Source organism: Dietzia psychralcaliphila (genome assembly GCF_003096095.1).
In the GTDB taxonomy this organism is placed as follows: Bacteria; Actinomycetota; Actinomycetes; order Mycobacteriales; family Mycobacteriaceae; genus Dietzia; species Dietzia psychralcaliphila.
In genome coordinates, this window is the sequence record NZ_CP015453.1 from 2470692 (window position 1) to 2486138 (window position 15447).

14 protein-coding genes are annotated in these 15447 nt (G+C 64.9%); 8 read left to right on the plus strand and 6 right to left on the minus strand.

The window, feature by feature from the left end; translation table 11 throughout:
• Positions 1–17 precede the first annotated feature (17 nt).
• The 4 genes from A6048_RS11305 (at position 18) to A6048_RS11320 (ending at position 4691) form a co-directional block, all read left to right on the plus strand.
• Complete coding sequence (locus A6048_RS11305) at positions 18–1292, plus strand: L,D-transpeptidase (RefSeq protein ID WP_182646105.1); 1275 nt, start codon at positions 18–20, stop codon at positions 1290–1292.
• Between the two features lie 377 nt (positions 1293–1669).
• The gene (locus tag A6048_RS11310) at positions 1670–1879 is read left to right on the plus strand and encodes a heavy-metal-associated domain-containing protein (RefSeq protein WP_007625927.1); all 210 of its coding nucleotides are present in this window, start codon (positions 1670–1672) and stop codon (positions 1877–1879) included.
• Positions 1880–1965: 86 nt separating this feature from the next.
• The gene (locus tag A6048_RS11315) at positions 1966–4338 is read left to right on the plus strand and encodes a heavy metal translocating P-type ATPase (RefSeq protein WP_107746578.1); all 2373 of its coding nucleotides are present in this window, start codon (positions 1966–1968) and stop codon (positions 4336–4338) included.
• A complete protein-coding gene (locus tag A6048_RS11320) occupies positions 4335–4691 on the plus strand; it encodes a metal-sensitive transcriptional regulator (RefSeq protein WP_017838595.1) in 357 nt (118 codons plus the stop codon). Before A6048_RS11315 ends, A6048_RS11320 begins: the two co-directional genes overlap by 4 nt.
• 840 nt (positions 4692–5531) lie before the next feature.
• Here A6048_RS11320 and A6048_RS18855 read toward each other — a convergent pair.
• A complete protein-coding gene (locus A6048_RS18855; RefSeq protein WP_107746577.1) occupies positions 5532–5777 on the minus strand; it encodes a hypothetical protein in 246 nt (81 codons plus the stop codon).
• Between the two features lie 30 nt (positions 5778–5807).
• On the opposite strand from A6048_RS18855, the gene A6048_RS11330 reads away from it, so the two are divergent.
• The 3 genes from A6048_RS11330 (at position 5808) to A6048_RS11340 (ending at position 9837) form a co-directional block, all read left to right on the plus strand.
• The gene (locus tag A6048_RS11330; RefSeq protein ID WP_107746682.1) at positions 5808–7748 is read left to right on the plus strand and encodes a heavy metal translocating P-type ATPase; all 1941 of its coding nucleotides are present in this window, start codon (positions 5808–5810) and stop codon (positions 7746–7748) included.
• 217 nt (positions 7749–7965) lie between these two features.
• Entirely contained in the window at positions 7966–9267 is a 1302-nt protein-coding gene (locus A6048_RS11335) for an APC family permease (protein ID WP_107746576.1), read from the plus strand.
• Between the two features lie 180 nt (positions 9268–9447).
• Positions 9448–9837: a four-helix bundle copper-binding protein gene (locus A6048_RS11340; RefSeq protein ID WP_235027360.1), complete on the plus strand. Its 390-nt coding sequence runs from the start codon at positions 9448–9450 to the stop codon at positions 9835–9837.
• A 170-nt stretch (positions 9838–10007) separates the two neighbouring features.
• Here A6048_RS11340 and A6048_RS11345 read toward each other — a convergent pair whose 3' ends face one another.
• The 5 genes from A6048_RS11345 to merA all read right to left on the minus strand — a co-directional run bounded on the left by A6048_RS11345 (position 10008) and on the right by merA (position 14659).
• The gene (locus A6048_RS11345; protein WP_095719482.1) at positions 10008–11072 is read right to left on the minus strand and encodes a CHAT domain-containing protein; all 1065 of its coding nucleotides are present in this window, start codon (positions 11070–11072) and stop codon (positions 10008–10010) included.
• An 82-nt stretch (positions 11073–11154) separates the two neighbouring features.
• Complete coding sequence (locus tag A6048_RS18505) at positions 11155–11934, minus strand: recombinase family protein (RefSeq protein ID WP_107746574.1); 780 nt, start codon at positions 11932–11934, stop codon at positions 11155–11157.
• Between the two features lie 240 nt (positions 11935–12174).
• Positions 12175–12771: a cadmium resistance transporter gene (locus A6048_RS11355; RefSeq protein WP_017838449.1), complete on the minus strand. Its 597-nt coding sequence runs from the start codon at positions 12769–12771 to the stop codon at positions 12175–12177.
• Positions 12768–13127 carry a Cd(II)/Pb(II)-sensing metalloregulatory transcriptional regulator CmtR gene (gene cmtR, locus A6048_RS11360; protein WP_031265333.1) on the minus strand — a complete coding sequence of 120 codons (360 nt, stop codon included), beginning with the start codon at positions 13125–13127 and terminating at the stop codon, positions 12768–12770. Before cmtR ends, A6048_RS11355 begins: the two co-directional genes overlap by 4 nt.
• A gap of 131 nt (positions 13128–13258) precedes the next feature.
• A complete protein-coding gene (gene merA, locus A6048_RS11365) occupies positions 13259–14659 on the minus strand; it encodes a mercury(II) reductase (RefSeq protein ID WP_017838447.1) in 1401 nt (466 codons plus the stop codon).
• A 105-nt stretch (positions 14660–14764) separates the two neighbouring features.
• Between merA and A6048_RS11370 the strand changes: the two genes are divergently transcribed.
• On the plus strand, positions 14765–15154 hold the full coding sequence (locus A6048_RS11370; protein ID WP_007928756.1) for a heavy metal-responsive transcriptional regulator: 390 nt from the start codon (positions 14765–14767) through the stop codon (positions 15152–15154).
• The last annotated feature ends 293 nt before the right edge of the window (positions 15155–15447 follow it).

Consider the following 15447-nt stretch of genomic DNA (forward strand, 5'->3'; position numbering starts at 1 on the left):
GGCCGACCGAAGACGGAATGGAAACTACCGGTCAGAACGCATACGAACTCGAGGGAGAAGTGGTGAGGAAAGAAGCGATGCTCGCAGGCGGAGCCGCACCAGAGCGCACACCGGCGAAACGGCTTGCCTCGGTCGCGGTGGCCTTGGTGGCCGCAGTAGGGCTGAGCGCGTGCACGATCGGAGATACCGAGGACACCTCGACGGCCGCTGCACCGAAAGAAGCCCCCGCCGCTGCGGCCGTCATTCACACCTCGTTCGAAGATGGGACAGTGGCCGCGACGCCGCGGGAACCGATCGTCTTGGATGTGACAGACGGTGCGTTCGACGATGTCACGGTCACAAACGAAGAAGGCCGCGAGGTCGAAGGCGAGTTCAACGCGGAACGCTCCCAGTGGCGCACCACCGAGACTCTGGGCTACAACCGGGATTACTCGATCGAGGCGAGCGCTACTAACGACGACGGTGAGACGATTACAGACTCGTCCTCGTTCAGCACCGTGGTCCCGAACTCGACCACCAGCGCGAGCCTGGTGACCGGTCAGGGCCACACGGTAGGTATCGCGCAGCCGGTCGCGGTGCGTTTCGAGTCCGCCGTCGGCGACCGTAAGGCCGTCCAGGACGCCATCGAGGTCACCACGACCCCCGCCGTCGAAGGAGCCTTCTACTGGGTGTCGCCCTCGGAGGTTCGCTGGCGCCCCGCCGAATTCTGGGCACCGGGCACCGAGGTCGACGTCGACGTCAACATCTACGGCACCGATATGGGCGAAGGCCTTTACGGAGCCCAGGACGCAAACAGCAACTTCACGATCGGCGACGAGGTCATCACCACGATCGACGACAACACCAAGACAATGACGACCCGAATCAATGGCGAGGTCGTCAGCAGTAGCCCGGTCTCACTAGGAAAGGCATCGACACCCACCCCGAACGGCACCTACTACATCGGCGACCGATACGAATCGCTCATCATGGATTCATCGACGTTTGGTGTGCCGGTCGACTCGGCCGACGGCTACCGGCTTTCAGTCAACTGGGCCACCCAGATGTCCTACAGCGGGATCTACGTCCATGCCGCCCCATGGTCCGTTGAACAACAGGGCTTCACCAACGTCAGTAACGGCTGTATCAATGTCACCGACGCCTACGCCAAGTCGTTCCAGAACAGCAGCAACCGGGGCGACGTGGTCAAGGTCATCAATACCGTCGGACCGACGCTTCCCGGGACCGACGGGCTGGGCGACTGGAACATCCCGTGGGAAACCTGGCGTGCTGGAAATGCCGACCTAGCCTAAGAGGCCCTCGGCCAGGGTTCCGAACAATTGGTTGCGGATACAGACATGGCCGGGTGTTGGCCTGCGTTAATACGCGTCGCCCGTCTCTATGACGAACTGCTCGACTGCGGCAGCAAGGGCCTGGTTCGCGCTGCACCGCCAGCACGGTGAGCTCGTCTCCGCGCTTCCAAAGACCTTGCCGCCACGGCTCTTGCGCCCGCCTACTGGTCAATCCATACGGCGTCCGGGCGATCAGAGTGCAGGCGGAGTGAGCCGCGGACACAAGCGAACATCACCCTTGACCACTACCCCTACGGGGTATAGGTTCATTGGTGTTCGGATTGATCCGAGCCATCGGATGTCTCAACGAACTACACCCGTCAACGGAAGGAGCCGTCATGGCTACCAGCACCAAGGAGTACACCGTCCAGGGCATGACCTGCGGACACTGTGAGTCGTCGGTCAAGGAGGAAGTCGGCGAAATCGCGGGCGTCTCCATGGTGGAGGCCTCGAGCAAGACCGGAACGGTGTCGGTCTCCGGCGAGGGCTTCACCGACGAGCAGGTCGTCGCCGCCGTCAAGGAAGCCGGCTACACCGTCACCTCTTGACGCGAAGCGATCTCGCCAGCCCCAGCAGCTGGCGAGATCCCTGGCCCCGAGCACACCACCCGTTCACCGTGAAGGATTGATCCTCGATGACCCAGACTCAACCCTCCCAGATGCACCCCGCGGTGGATCTGATCGACATAGATCTGGGCGTCACGGGCATGACCTGCACTTCGTGCTCGGGGCGGGTCGAGCGCAAGCTCAACAAGCTCGACGGGGTGGACGCCACGGTCAACTTCGCCACCGAGTCCGCGTCCATCTCCTTCGACCCGAGCAAGGTCGACACGGACGCGCTCATCGAGACCGTGCGCGGTGCGGGATACGACGCGTTCACGATGAAGAATGACGACGACCAGGCTGTGGACGCAACTTCCGCAGGTGGCGGCGCCGGTCCCCGAGACCAGATCGAGGAGGCCAGGGAACGCGAGACCGCAGACCTCAAACACCGTCTGATTGTCTCGGCTGCACTCACGGTCCCGGTGGTCTTGCTGAGCATGATCCCGGCACTGCAGTTCACCAATTGGCAGTGGGCCGTGCTGACCATGGCCACCCCCATCTTCTTCTGGGGAGGCGCACCCTTCCACAAGGCCACCCTGGCCAACCTGCGGCACGGCTCGTTCACCATGGACACCCTGGTCTCCATGGGCACGGCGGCCGCCTACCTCTGGTCACTGTGGGCACTGTTCCTCGGCAACGCCGGCATGCCCGGCATGACCATGGAAGTGCATCTGCTGCCCACAAACTCCACGATGGACGAGATCTATCTGGAGACCGCCGCCGTGGTGATCTCCTTCCTGCTGCTGGGCCGCTGGTTTGAAACCAAGGCCAAGGGGCAGTCCTCCGCCGCACTCAAGGCGCTCCTCGACATGGGAGCCAAGGACGCCGCCGTCCTCCGCGACGGCGTCGAGGTCCGCATCCCCGTGGGTCAGTTGAAGGTCGGCGACATCGTCGTGGTGCGCCCGGGCGAAAAGATCGCCACCGACGGTCGCGTCACCGAGGGTTCGTCCGCGATCGACGAGTCCATGCTCACCGGCGAATCCGTCCCGGTTGAGGTCACGTCCGGCTCCACGGTGACCGGCGCAACCATGAACACCTCGGGAAGACTGCTGATCGAGGTCACCCGCACCGGCGAGAACACCACACTGTCCCAGATGGCCAAGCTGGTCACCGAGGCGCAGTCCAAGAAGGCCCCGGTCCAACGACTGGTCGACCGCATCTCGCAGGTCTTCGTGCCCATCGTGATCGTCATCGCGATCATCACCCTGCTCGTGCACTTGTTTGTGGTGGGAGCGGGACTGGCCACCGCGTTCACCGCCGCCGTGGCCGTGCTCATCATCGCCTGCCCGTGCGCACTGGGCCTGGCCACTCCCACCGCACTCCTGGTCGGTACCGGCCGCGGCGCCCAGATGGGACTGCTCATCAAGGGGCCCGAGGTCCTAGAGTCCACCCGGCGCGTCGACACCATCGTCATGGACAAGACCGGCACCGTCACCTCCGGAGTGATGTCCGTCAGCCAGGTCACCACTGCCGCCGGATTCGACCGGACGGATCTGCTGGTCAAGGCCGCTGCGGTGGAGGCCGCGTCCGAGCACCCGATCGCCCAGGCCATCGCCCGCGAGGGTGCAAAGAGTCTGGCGGGCGAGGGCCCCGTGGCCGACAGGGAGGCCGGATCCGCCATTCTGCCGGAGGTCACCGGGTTCACCAATACTGCAGGCCGTGGCGTCACGGGCACCGTCGACGGTGCCGTGGTGACCATTGGTCGCCCTGAGGGCTCCCTGCCGGCGGACCTGCGGACCGCGTTCGACGATGCCCAGAAGCAGGGCGGCACCCCTGTGGTCGCCCAGATCGACGGCACCGTCGCGGGCGTGATCACCGTCCGCGACACCGTCAAGCCCACCTCCGCCGAGGCGGTAGCCGGACTCAAAGCTCTCGGATTGACCCCGTGGCTACTCACCGGCGACAACGCCGGAGCCGCACGTGTCGTGGCCAGCGAGGTCGGCATTGATCCGGCCAACGTGATCGCCGAGGTCATGCCCCACGACAAGGTCGCCCAGATCGAGAAACTGCAGGCCAAGGGCAAGAACGTCGCCATGGTCGGCGACGGCGTCAACGACGCGGCAGCTCTCGCCCGGGCCGAGCTCGGACTGGCGATGGGCGCCGGCACGGACGTGGCGATCGAAGCCTCCGACATCACTCTGATGAACGACGACCTGCGATCCGCCGTGGACGCGATCAGGCTGTCACGCCGGACCCTGGGCACCATCAAGGGCAACCTATTCTGGGCGTTCGCCTACAACGTCGCACTGATCCCCGTCGCTGCGATCGGACTGCTCAATCCCATGCTCGCAGGCGTCGCAATGGCGTTCTCGAGTGTGTTCGTGGTGACCAACTCCCTACGCCTGCGCGGGTTCACCTCAAGCCACGCGACCCCCAACCACGACCAGACCAGGAGCCAGTCATGACGGATACCCCGGACCTCGCCATCGACCCTGCAGCCGAGCACGATGCCGAAGCCGCTGGCTGCGAGACCCACAGTCACCACGGCTACATGAAGGAAAAGGACCGCTACAAGGCCCGGCTCAAGCGGATCGAGGGCCAGGTGCGGGGCATCCACCGCATGATCGATGAGGAGCAGTACTGCATCGACATCCTCACCCAGGTCAGCGCCATCAATTCCGCACTGCGCAACGTCGCCCTCGGCCTGCTCGACGACCACATGCGCCACTGCGTCGCCGACGCAGTGAACGAGTCCGACGAGGCCGCAGAGATCAAATTCAAGGAAGTGGCCGACGCCATCGCCCGCTTCTCCCGCTAAGCGGGGGCGGGTAGGTGCATGGGAGGCCCCGGCAAGGTCGCGAGCAGGATGCTTCGCGGATGTAGCCGAGCCCCGAAATTCGGTGAACACGCCTCACCAATATACCCCGTTGGGGTATAGTTTGCGGGTGGGAAAGCCAATGAACTCGCACGGCAGAAACCAGGAGAGAACATGACATCTGATCGAATTCAGGATCCGGTCGACGCCGCCGGTTAGCTCGACGAACTCGCGGGCCCTATCCCGGGCTGGCAACCCGGTTGTTCCAATCGTCCCAGGCCATCACCGCAGGTCGTCACCGAAAAAGCCTTCGGGTTCGAGCAATGTGGCTACGGAGTCGGGCCAAAGGCAGCTCACCCTGGCCCACGCCCTTGGGCGCCCGAAAGACCAGCAGCGGCGGAGGGTGCTTCCATCGTTCCGAGCGCCCTAGAAGGGAGCCGCCATCATCGTGGCGCCAGCCCGAACCACTCCCCTGACGAACATCTTGAGCAAACCTTCACACAATCTTCACCACAATCCGCTGGCTCACCCACGATCCTGACTGTCGGCCGGACCCCAGAACGCCAGGACGTGCGTCATCACCGACGGGAACGGCGATCCTGGGATGGGCGGTGTCACGAACGTGGTCGGCCGAGCACAGATGTCAGCACGATTCGATACCCTGCGGCGGTATCGGCTCGTGGCCCGGAGCAACTGCTACTTGGCCCCACGGGAAGAGATGTCCATGACCCCTAGAACACATCATGCGCTAGGGCTCACCGCTGTCAGGGAATCATGTTCTTGCTGTTTCACTCCCTCGAAACTCCTGCATATCGAAGCTGCCGGACGCATGCCGCTCGAAGATCACGCCAACCAGGTGGCAATGGACAAGACGGAAGGGACCAAATGAATCAGTCGCACGATCATCATGACCACGCCCACAGTCATGGATCCGGCGGAGCCGCGGCCGGGCACCTCAACGAGCGAGACACGGCGGTAGCTGAGCACCATCACCCGGACGGGCCCCAGGAGACGACGGGCCACGCCCATGCGGGGCAGCATCACGCTGGCCATGAAGACCATGGCGGTCATGCCGGGCACGGAGACCATGTCGGGCAGTTCCGACGTTTGTTCTGGATCATGCTCGTCTTGGCGGTGCCGGTGGTCGGCTTCAACGAGATGTTCGCCGACCTCATCGGTTACCAGCTGCCCGACGCCGGATGGGTGTGGTGGGTCTCCCCCGCCCTGGGCACAGTGATTTATCTCTGGGGTGGTCGGCCGTTCCTTACTGGCGCGGTGTCTGAGGTTCGCGCTCGGCAGCCCGGCATGATGCTGCTCATCGGCTTGGCGATCACCGTGGCGTTCATCGCCTCCTGGGGCGCAAGCCTGAGCTTGTTGGATCATGAGCTGAACTTCTGGTGGGAACTGGCGCTGCTGGTGGTCATCATGCTGCTGGGCCACTGGATTGAGATGCGTTCTCTGGCGCACACCACCTCTGCACTCGATTCTCTGGCGGCGCTGCTGCCTGATGAGGCCGAGAAGGTCGACGGCGACGACGTGGTCACCGTCGCACCGGCCGATCTGCTGGTCGGCGACGTCGTAATTGTCCGCCCCGGTGCTTCTGTGCCCGCCGACGGCAGGATCATCGACGGCTCGGCCAGCATGGACGAGTCCATGGTGACCGGCGAATCCAAGGCGGTCCGGCGTGAGATCGGCGAGCAGGTGGTCGCCGGCACGGTGGCCACCGACTCCGGCTTACGCGTCGAGGTCTCCGCAATCGGTGACGACACTGCCCTGGCCGGAATTCAGAAGCTGGTGGCCGACGCGCAGGCATCCTCCTCGCGGGCCCAGCGCATCGCTGACACCGCGGCCGGCTGGTTGTTCTGGTTCGCCCTCGCATCGGCCGTGATCACCGCTGTCATCTGGAGTGTTCTGGGGATGCCGGATGCGGGGGTGGTGCGCACGATCACCGTGCTGGTGATCGCCTGCCCGCACGCGCTGGGTTTGGCGATTCCGTTGGTGGTCTCGATCGCTACCGAACGCGCCGCCCGCGGCGGGGTGCTGATCAAGGACCGCCTCGCGTTGGAATCGATGCGCACCGTCGACGCCGTCCTGTTCGACAAGACCGGCACCCTGACCAAGGGCGAACCCACCGTCACCGGAATCGAACCGATCGAGGGACACACCCAAGACGAGGTACTCGCCCTCGCCGCGGCGGCCGAGAGCGACAGCGAGCACCCGCTGGCCAGAGCAGTGGTCGGGGCCGCACAGACCCGCGACCTGACCGTGTCGAAGGCGACCGACTTCTCCTCCTCGCCAGCTGTGGGCGTGAAGGCCACGGTGGAGGGCACCGTGGTCGAGGTCGGCGGCCCCTATCTCCTCGACCAGCACGATCGCGACGAACTCCCCGTCGCCGATCAGTGGCGTACCGAGGGCGCGATCATCCTGCACGTCCTCGCCGAGGGCCGGGTGATCGGCGCGCTGCGGTTGGCCGATGAGATCCGGCCCGAGTCCCGTGACGCCGTCGACGCGCTCCATGCTGCCGGTGCGCAGGTCGTCATGATCACCGGCGATGCTCAGGCCGTCGCTGACACCGTCGCCGCCGAGCTCGGCATCGACCGGGTCTTCGCCGGGGTCCGGCCAGAAGACAAGGCCGCCAAAGTCGCCCAACTCCAGCACGAGGGCCGCAAGGTCGCCATGGTCGGCGACGGGGTCAACGACGCGCCCGCACTGGCCCAAGCCGATGTGGGCATCGCCATCGGCGCCGGGACCGACGTGGCGATCGGCTCCGCCGGCGTCATCCTGGCCTCATCGGATCCCCGCTCGGTGCTCTCGGTCATCGAACTCTCCCGGGCGAGCTACCGCAAGATGAAGCAGAACCTGTGGTGGGCCGCCGGCTACAACCTCGCCGCCGTGCCCCTGGCCGCAGGTGTCCTGGCCCCGATCGGATTCGTACTGCCCATGGGCGTCGGCGCCATCCTCATGTCCGCCTCCACCGTCGTCGTTGCTCTCAACGCTCAGCTGCTGCGCCGTCTCGACCTCCGCCCGGACACCGTCACCACAGCGATGCAACGAGGATGAATCCGATGAACACCACCCACTCCACTCGGAGACGAGCCGCGATCGCGCTCGTTGCCGCCGCTGCCCTGACCCACGAGGGCGAAGATGCCGGCTCCGATCTCCACGGGCGACGATGACCTCACCTGCCTGACCACTATGCAACTCGCCTGACATCCCCACTCGCGCCGATATCGCCACCGACGCGGCCACCCACCGGCAGGAAGGTAGTGCGGTCAGCATGGACCACAGCACACAGTCCCAAGACAAGCTCACTCTCACCGGATCCGTCGCGCTGGGAACCGGGGTAATGATCGGAGCCGGCATCTTCGCCCTGGTGGGCCAGGTCGCGGAATTGGCCGGCGGCTGGGTGCCGTGGGCGTTCCTCGCCGGCGCGGTGGTGGTGGCGTTCAGTTCCTACTCCTACATCCGGTACTCGGCCATCAACCCGTCCTCGGGCGGGATCGCGATGCTGCTCAAAGCCGCCTACGGGCCCGGGGTGGCGGCCGGCACGTTCTCCCTGTTCATGTACGTGTCGATGATCCTCGCCGAGTCCCTGCTGGGGCGGACCTTCGGCACCTACGTGCTGCGGCCGTTCGGCATGCAGGACTCCTCCCTGTGGGTGCCGGTGCTGGCAGTGTTCGCCATCGCCGCCGCCGCGCTGGTCAACCTGGTGGGCAACCAGTGGGTCGAGCGGTCAGCCACCGCTACCGCGGCGCTCAAGATCGTGGGCATCGCTGTGCTGGCGATCGCCGGCATCCTGGCCGCGGGCGTGTCCTCGCTGGGCCGACTGTTCACCGTCGCCGAACGCACCCCACCGGAGCACGGCTGGATGGGCTTTCTGGCCGGGGTGACCCTGTGCATCCTGGCCTACAAGGGCTTCACCACGATCACCAACCAGGGCGCGGACCTACGGGACCCGGAGCGCAACATCGGCCGCTCCATCATGATCTCCATCGCCCTGTGCACCGTCCTCTACCTGTTGATCACCGTCGCAGTAACCGCCAGCCTGACCGTTCCGCAGATCATCGGGGCCCGCGACTACGCCCTCGCCGAGGCTGCCAAGCCGATGTTCGGATCCTGGGGCGTCACGCTGACCGTGATCATCGCGGTGGTGGCGACGCTGTCAGGACTCATCGCGAGCTTGTTCTCTGTCTCCAAGCTCTACGACATGCTCCGCGACATGGGCCAGGTGCCGGGACTACCCGGGGCCGGCGGACACCAGTCGCTCTACATCACAGCCGGCCTGGCGATCCTCATGGCAGCCTTCTTCGACCTGTCACAGATCGCCTCCCTGGGGGCGATCTTGTACCTGGCAATGGACATCGCCATCCACTACGGGATCATCCGACGCCTCAAGGACGACGTCAATGCCAAGGCGTGGAGCCCGTGGGTCGCGATCGTCCTCGACGTCGCAGTGCTCGTGCCCTTCCTCCTGCTCAAGGCGCAATCAGACCCGCTCACGCTGGGCATCACCGCCATCGTGGCCCTAGTCATCATCGCAGCGCAGTGGCTCACCGTGCGTCACCGCTCGGAACAATGATCCGCCCCCTGCCAAAAGCAGCTAAAACGGGTACTGGACGCTTGCTATTACAAAGATTCTGCGAAGGTCGGCCCGAGGGACTGTAGCCAGCACTGCGCATCAGTAGCGTCGGCGTCAGCTGGGCGCCTCCAGCGACGACTCGGAGAAGAAGGGAGCACATCGATGTCTCACATCACTTCAATGATCGAAACCCACCCCAACGACGCTTCCGGCATAGACGTGCAGAAGCTTGCCGACTGCATCGCCGCGTGTCTCGAATGCGCACAGACTTGCACCTCGTGCGCTGACGCCTGCCTGGCCGAAGAGATGGTCGCAGACCTACGGAACTGCAGTCGCCTCAACCTTGACTGCGCCGATCTCTGCGCAACCACTGGCAAAATCCTCAGCCGTCGCACCGGGCAGAACCTCGCCACGGTCAAAACCACGCTCGAGGCATGCCGGACAGCATGCGCAGAATGTGCCACCGAGTGTAAGAAGCACGAGGACATGCACGAGCATTGTCGCGTCTGCGCCGAAGCCTGCCGCAAATGCGAACAGGCCTGCACCGAACTCCTGTCCGCGATCAGCTAACGATCAATGCCCGGCCTGGTCGGTCGTACGACAATCGACCAGGCTGGGTCACCCGCCGATATCCAAACGTTACGTAAAGTCGAAGCAGGGGCCGTATGCACAGTTCAACGATATGAACCGCCCAGCCCTAAGCCACAGCTAGCAGACTCCCCGCAAGGAAAACCGCATCGCTATTCAGTCGGTTTGACGAGAACGACCTGGGATGGATCTATGCCATCCGCGGAAGCCAAGGTAGGGAGTTCGTACCCCTCGAGACCGTCAAGCTCAAGACTCGCCCGAGCTGCTCGATGCGAAGAATGAACTGACTGGCCATTGGCGATGGCAGCATAGAACTGTGCGGCGTAGTTGATGGCATCGGTGTCGGCAATGCTGTCCGCCATCCCAATGGCGAGGGGGACGATCTTCTCCTCAACCAGGTTGTTAGCCTGCGGAGCCGAGTTGCACGAGTTCAAGAGAACGAGCAGGGGTGGACTGTCAGTGGCTTGCACGGCTCGGGCGAATGCCTGTGCAGTCACTATCACGCCGTCGTGCTGCTCATCTCGGTCTCTCTCGAAGACGATGAGAGCACTGCTGCTGTGACCTGAGAAGTGAACGACGTGGGGACGGAACTTAGTGATCCCGTCCATCAAGTCCGCCGTAGTAGCGGCGGGCCGCGCGTCGAACTGAATCTGATCACGGTGAAGCGCAGCTTCAACCGCAGTTCGAATCCGTTTCTGCTCTCGGCCGATCCTCAGGTCCCCCTCGGAAGCGGCGCCCAGCAGCAATATTCTGAGCACTTCCGCTTTGGGCGATGGTACCGAGCGCATTACCTCGTTCACCGCATCTTCTGCTTGCCTGAGCCGCGAGTTGAACGCCTGCCTTTCGCCAGCAGCCCTACGCGCAGCCTCTTCCTCTGCCTTCTTGCGCTTACGCTCCGCCGCCTCAAGCTCTGACTTTTGTGCTCGCTCCAATTTCGCCTGGAGATCCAGCTCCTGTTTTGAGTAGCTGTCCACTCTCTTCTGCCACTGTGCGGCGTCTTTACCTGCCGTTTCCGCCTCTTTATCCTTACGCTCCGCCTCCCTGAGCTTACTCTTCATGGTGGTCGAGCTCTTGGTGGCCGCCGCTGCACCGCGGGCCTTGGCAGCCGCTGCCCTGGCGGTCGATTCCTTAGTCCTGCAGTTCCCCACCTTGGATTCTGCGTCTCGTCGCTGCTTGCGCTTTTGTTCCAGCTGCCTGCGGTACATGCTCGAACTCATCTGGTCCCTCCTGGTCGGAGATTGGGTTCTCGCAAGCTACAGCAGGGGTCCGACACTCGAGCACCACAGCGCGAACCGCCCTTCAGTTTGTGTGCACGCGCTGCAAAGCGCGGTACAGCGTGGACCGCCCCACACCGAGGTCACGGGCGATCGCCGACGGCCCCTCCCCCGCCTCGACGCGGGCCCGGGCCTTGTCGACCTGCTCGTCAGTCAGGACGCGTTTGCGTCCCTTGTACTTGCCTTTCGCCTTAGCGATGGCGATACCCTCGGCTTGGCGTTCACGGATTATTGCCCTCTCGAACTCGGCGAACGCCCCGAGCAGCGACAGCATCAGATCCGCTCGAGGATCCTGGGCGCCGGCGGCGTAGGTGGCCCGCTCGTGGACAAACTCCACGCTCGCGCCCTTATCCGTGATCTCACCGACGATCTGCTTGAGATCAACCAGAGAACGAGCGAGTCGGTCCATCGACGCAACAACCAGCTCGTCACCGTCTCGCAGGTACCTGATGCACTCTTCTAGCTTCACCCGATCGGCACGCGAGCGAGCCGACTGCTTCTCGATATAGACCCGGTCGCACTCCCCCACCGCCTCGAGCTGACGCGCCTCGTTCTGATCTGCGGCCGACACCCGCACGTACGCCACCCGCTGCCCGCGCGGACGCGAGACCCGGCGAGCTGGCTTCGGCTTCGGCTCCGGTTTCCCTTCGATGATGTTTTCCGAGTCCGTCGACTCCACCCGAAGGTTCCAGCCCAACTCGTCCCGGCGGCGGAACCGGGTTCGCACGCTCCCGCGGCTGACGATGAGCACCTCCTCGCCACCATCACCAGAACGGTTGAGCAACGTCCCGATTCGATCAGCCATGAGGAGACCCTTTCGTCCGGAATCTGTATCAATAGATCCTAGACCCCACGGGAAGGTGTTTCATAAGTGCCGAACTAGACCCTGTGACACAGCGGCGACTGTGGACTTGATCGCTTTGTGGCGGTCTTCTGTGGTTACTTCTTGGCGGCGACGTACGACGTACCAATCGGGCGTTCTGGCCGAAAGGGTTAGAGCGAGTCGGCGACTCACGGGTGGGCGGCCGGGTTTGCGTCTGTTTTGTCAGAGTCCGAATGCTCCGCCGCTGATCAGAATGAAGGCGCCTAGGCCGATCAGGACAATCGGGAACAGGATGTGTTCCCAGCGCTCCAGGACTTCGGCGATCGGTCGGCGGGTGGCGACGAACCTTGCCAGGCCCACCAGTCCCGCCACCAGCACCAGGAACACGATGCAGTAGGCGACCACGGCTCCCGGGCCCACGTTGAGAAAGACGGGGACGTAAACGCCGATGTTGTCTCCACCGTTGGCGAAGGTTACGCCGGCCACGGTCCACACGGCGACGTTCTTGCCCTCGACCTTTGCATCGTCGTCATCATCGTCCCCGCGCCAGGCCTGCCACGCGGCCCACAGTCCCAAGCCCAGTGGGATCAGCCCGAAGTAAGGGATGGCCTGCGGGGGCAGGAAGACTCCCGCGCCCAGGGAGACGAGCACAGCCACGCCGAGGATGCCGGCGAACCCGAGATACTGGCCGGCCAGAATGCGTGCGGTGGTTCCGCGTTGGCCTGCTCCGCGGGCGAAAAACAGCGACAGGACGATGATGTCGTCGATATTGGTGGCAATGAACAGGCCGATCGCCTGCAGGGCCGAGGACAGGATCACGCCTGCACCTCCGTGGCGTGACAACCCGGCACTGAGCAGTCGGGCTCCAAGCAGGAGGCGTTTTCGTTGACCGCGAGGGTGATCTCGACCAAGGAAGATAGCGACCGGGCCAAGTGCGGGTCTGCGATCTCATACCGGGTCTGGCGACCTTCGGGCACTGCGACAACGATCCCGCAGTCGCGCAGGCATGCCAGATGGTTCGACACGTTCGACCGTGTCAGCTCCAGATCCCGGGCCAGCTCCGCCGGGTAGGCCGGCTGCTCCAGCAAGGTCAGCAGTATTCGGGACCGTGTCGGGTCGGCCATCGCCCGCCCTAACCGGTTCATCACATCGACACGAGAAGCAATAGTCAGCACTTGCTGAACTATACAGCGTCTGCTGAACTGTTGTGACAACGCCCTAAAAACCTAAAGGTTTTTAAGGCACATTCACGGCGCCAGGCGGGCCGCCGCGGGAGCCCTCGTCCACCCCGCTGGGGCCGCGGGTTTCAGGCGCAGCATGACGTCGGCATCTGGTTTCGGAAGAGGCCGGCCACGATGCGCAGGCTTTCGCTCATGGTCAGGTACGGCGCCCAGGTGTCGGCCAGATCGTCGACGGTCATGCCGCTTTTGATGGCGTAGGTGGCCGCCAGCATGATCTCCCCGGCCCCGTCCGCCAGAGCGTGCACGCCCAGAACCTTGCCGCTCACGGCGTCGGCGACGAGCTTCACCGCCCCGCGGGTGTCGTGCTGGACGAGCGCCCGGGGGACATCGGACAGGTCCAGGACGCGGCAGTCGCACGCGTGCCCTCGGGTGAGGGCCTCGTCCTCGGTCAACCCCGCCGAGGCCAGCTGGGGCCGGGTGAACACGACCGCAGGAAAGCCGGCGTAGTCGACCCGAGCTGCCGGCGGGTACCTGTCCTCGGTCAGGGCGTTGAGCGCGGCGGCCCGACCGCCGGCGGCGGCGGCGTAGACGTACTGGGGAGCCCCCGAGACGTCACCGGCGGCCCAGACGCGCGGGTTGGAGGTGCGCTGGGTCTGGTCGACCACGACGAAGCCGCGCTCGTCCACGTCCACACCGGCAGCGGCCAGGTTCAGGCCGTCGGTGCGGGGCAGGCGTCCGGTGGCCACCAGGACCTGCGCGCCGCGCACCTGTTCGCCCGAGTCCGTGGTCACCACCACCTCTCCTGCGGGGCCTGGTTCGCGGGCCACAGTGGTCGCGCGCTCTTCGACCACGGTGATGCCGTCGTCGGTGAAGACTTCCCGAAGTCTCTGGGCCAGCTCCGGCTCGGCGTGCGGCGCCAGACGCCCGACCACAGAGACCCGGGTGCCGAGGTGAGCGAACAGCTGGGCCTGCTCCATCCCGACGTACCCGCCACCGATAACGACCAGGGACTCAGGCAGCTCGGTCAGCTGCATCGCGGTGGTGGACGTCAGCCGGTCCACAGAGTCGAGACCGACCACCTCCGGGATGGCGGGGGTGGCACCGGTGGCGACCAGATAGGCCCGGGCCCGCAGCGCCTGGCCGTCGACGGCCAGGGTGTCCCCGTCCAGGAAGCTGGCCTGGCCTGGGCGGACCTGGAAGCCGTAGGCAGCGGCCACATCGGCGTACTTCGCATCACGCAGGCGCTCGATGAGTGCGTCCTTCTGGGCCACCAGATCGCCGAGGTTCACCGGTGCGGCTGACGTTGGGGCACCTTTGAAGGGATTGGTGAGCGCGGCGTGCCGGGCCCCGGCGGCCGCCAGGAGCGTCTTGGACGGCACGCAGCCGATGTTCACGCACGTCCCGCCCAGAACACCGCGCTCAACCAGCACGACGCTCTTACCGGCCTGGCTGGCCGCGATGGCGGCGGACATCGCCGCGCCTCCTGAGCCGATCACGGCCAGATCGACGTCGTAGTCCACACCCATTTGCCCACCTTCCTTCGCGTGACCCCTCTTCAGCGTCCATAGTGGACGTTCCAGCGCAGGGGAAGGTCAAGGCGAACATGGACGAGAGCCGAGAAAGGGGCCACTGTGCGCATCGGTGAGTTGGCCGTGGCCAGCGGCACCACAACCAAGACGCTGCGCTTCTACGAAGAAGCCGGCCTACTACCTGCGCCTGAGCGCACCGCCAACGGATACCGCGACTACACCCCTGCGGCCCTGGCGCGCCTGGACTTCGTTCGCCGCGGCCGCACCGCTGGGCTCACCCTGGCCCAGATTCGCGAGATCCTCGACATCCGCGACGCCGGAGTCGCACCCTGCCAGCACGTGCACGCCCTGCTCGAAGCCCACCTGGGCGACCTGGACCGCCAAATCGCCGACCTGCAAGCACTGCGACACACCGTCGCGCACCTTCACCACAGTGCCACCACCAGCGACCCCACCAAATGCGACACCACGACCGTCTGCCGCTATCTGTGACCAGACCGGTGCTCGCGTGTATCGCCATGAGCAGATGCCGCCACAGAGCGTCGACAGAACCCCGCCATATAACGGCGAAAGCCACAGCGGCGACGGTTGGCGGCATGCCGTCCCGCACGGGTGTACCCCAACGGGATCCTGCCGCGAGCAGGAGTCATCGACAGCAGCATGACGCTCGGACGCTCGGCACCCCAAGGAACGGCGGGGCTCCAGGTGTGACCGCGACGAACTGCCCGGCCCTTGTCTGGATAGTCGTTAAGATAAGGACTCGTTGTCCACTTTTCGTGTTCGCA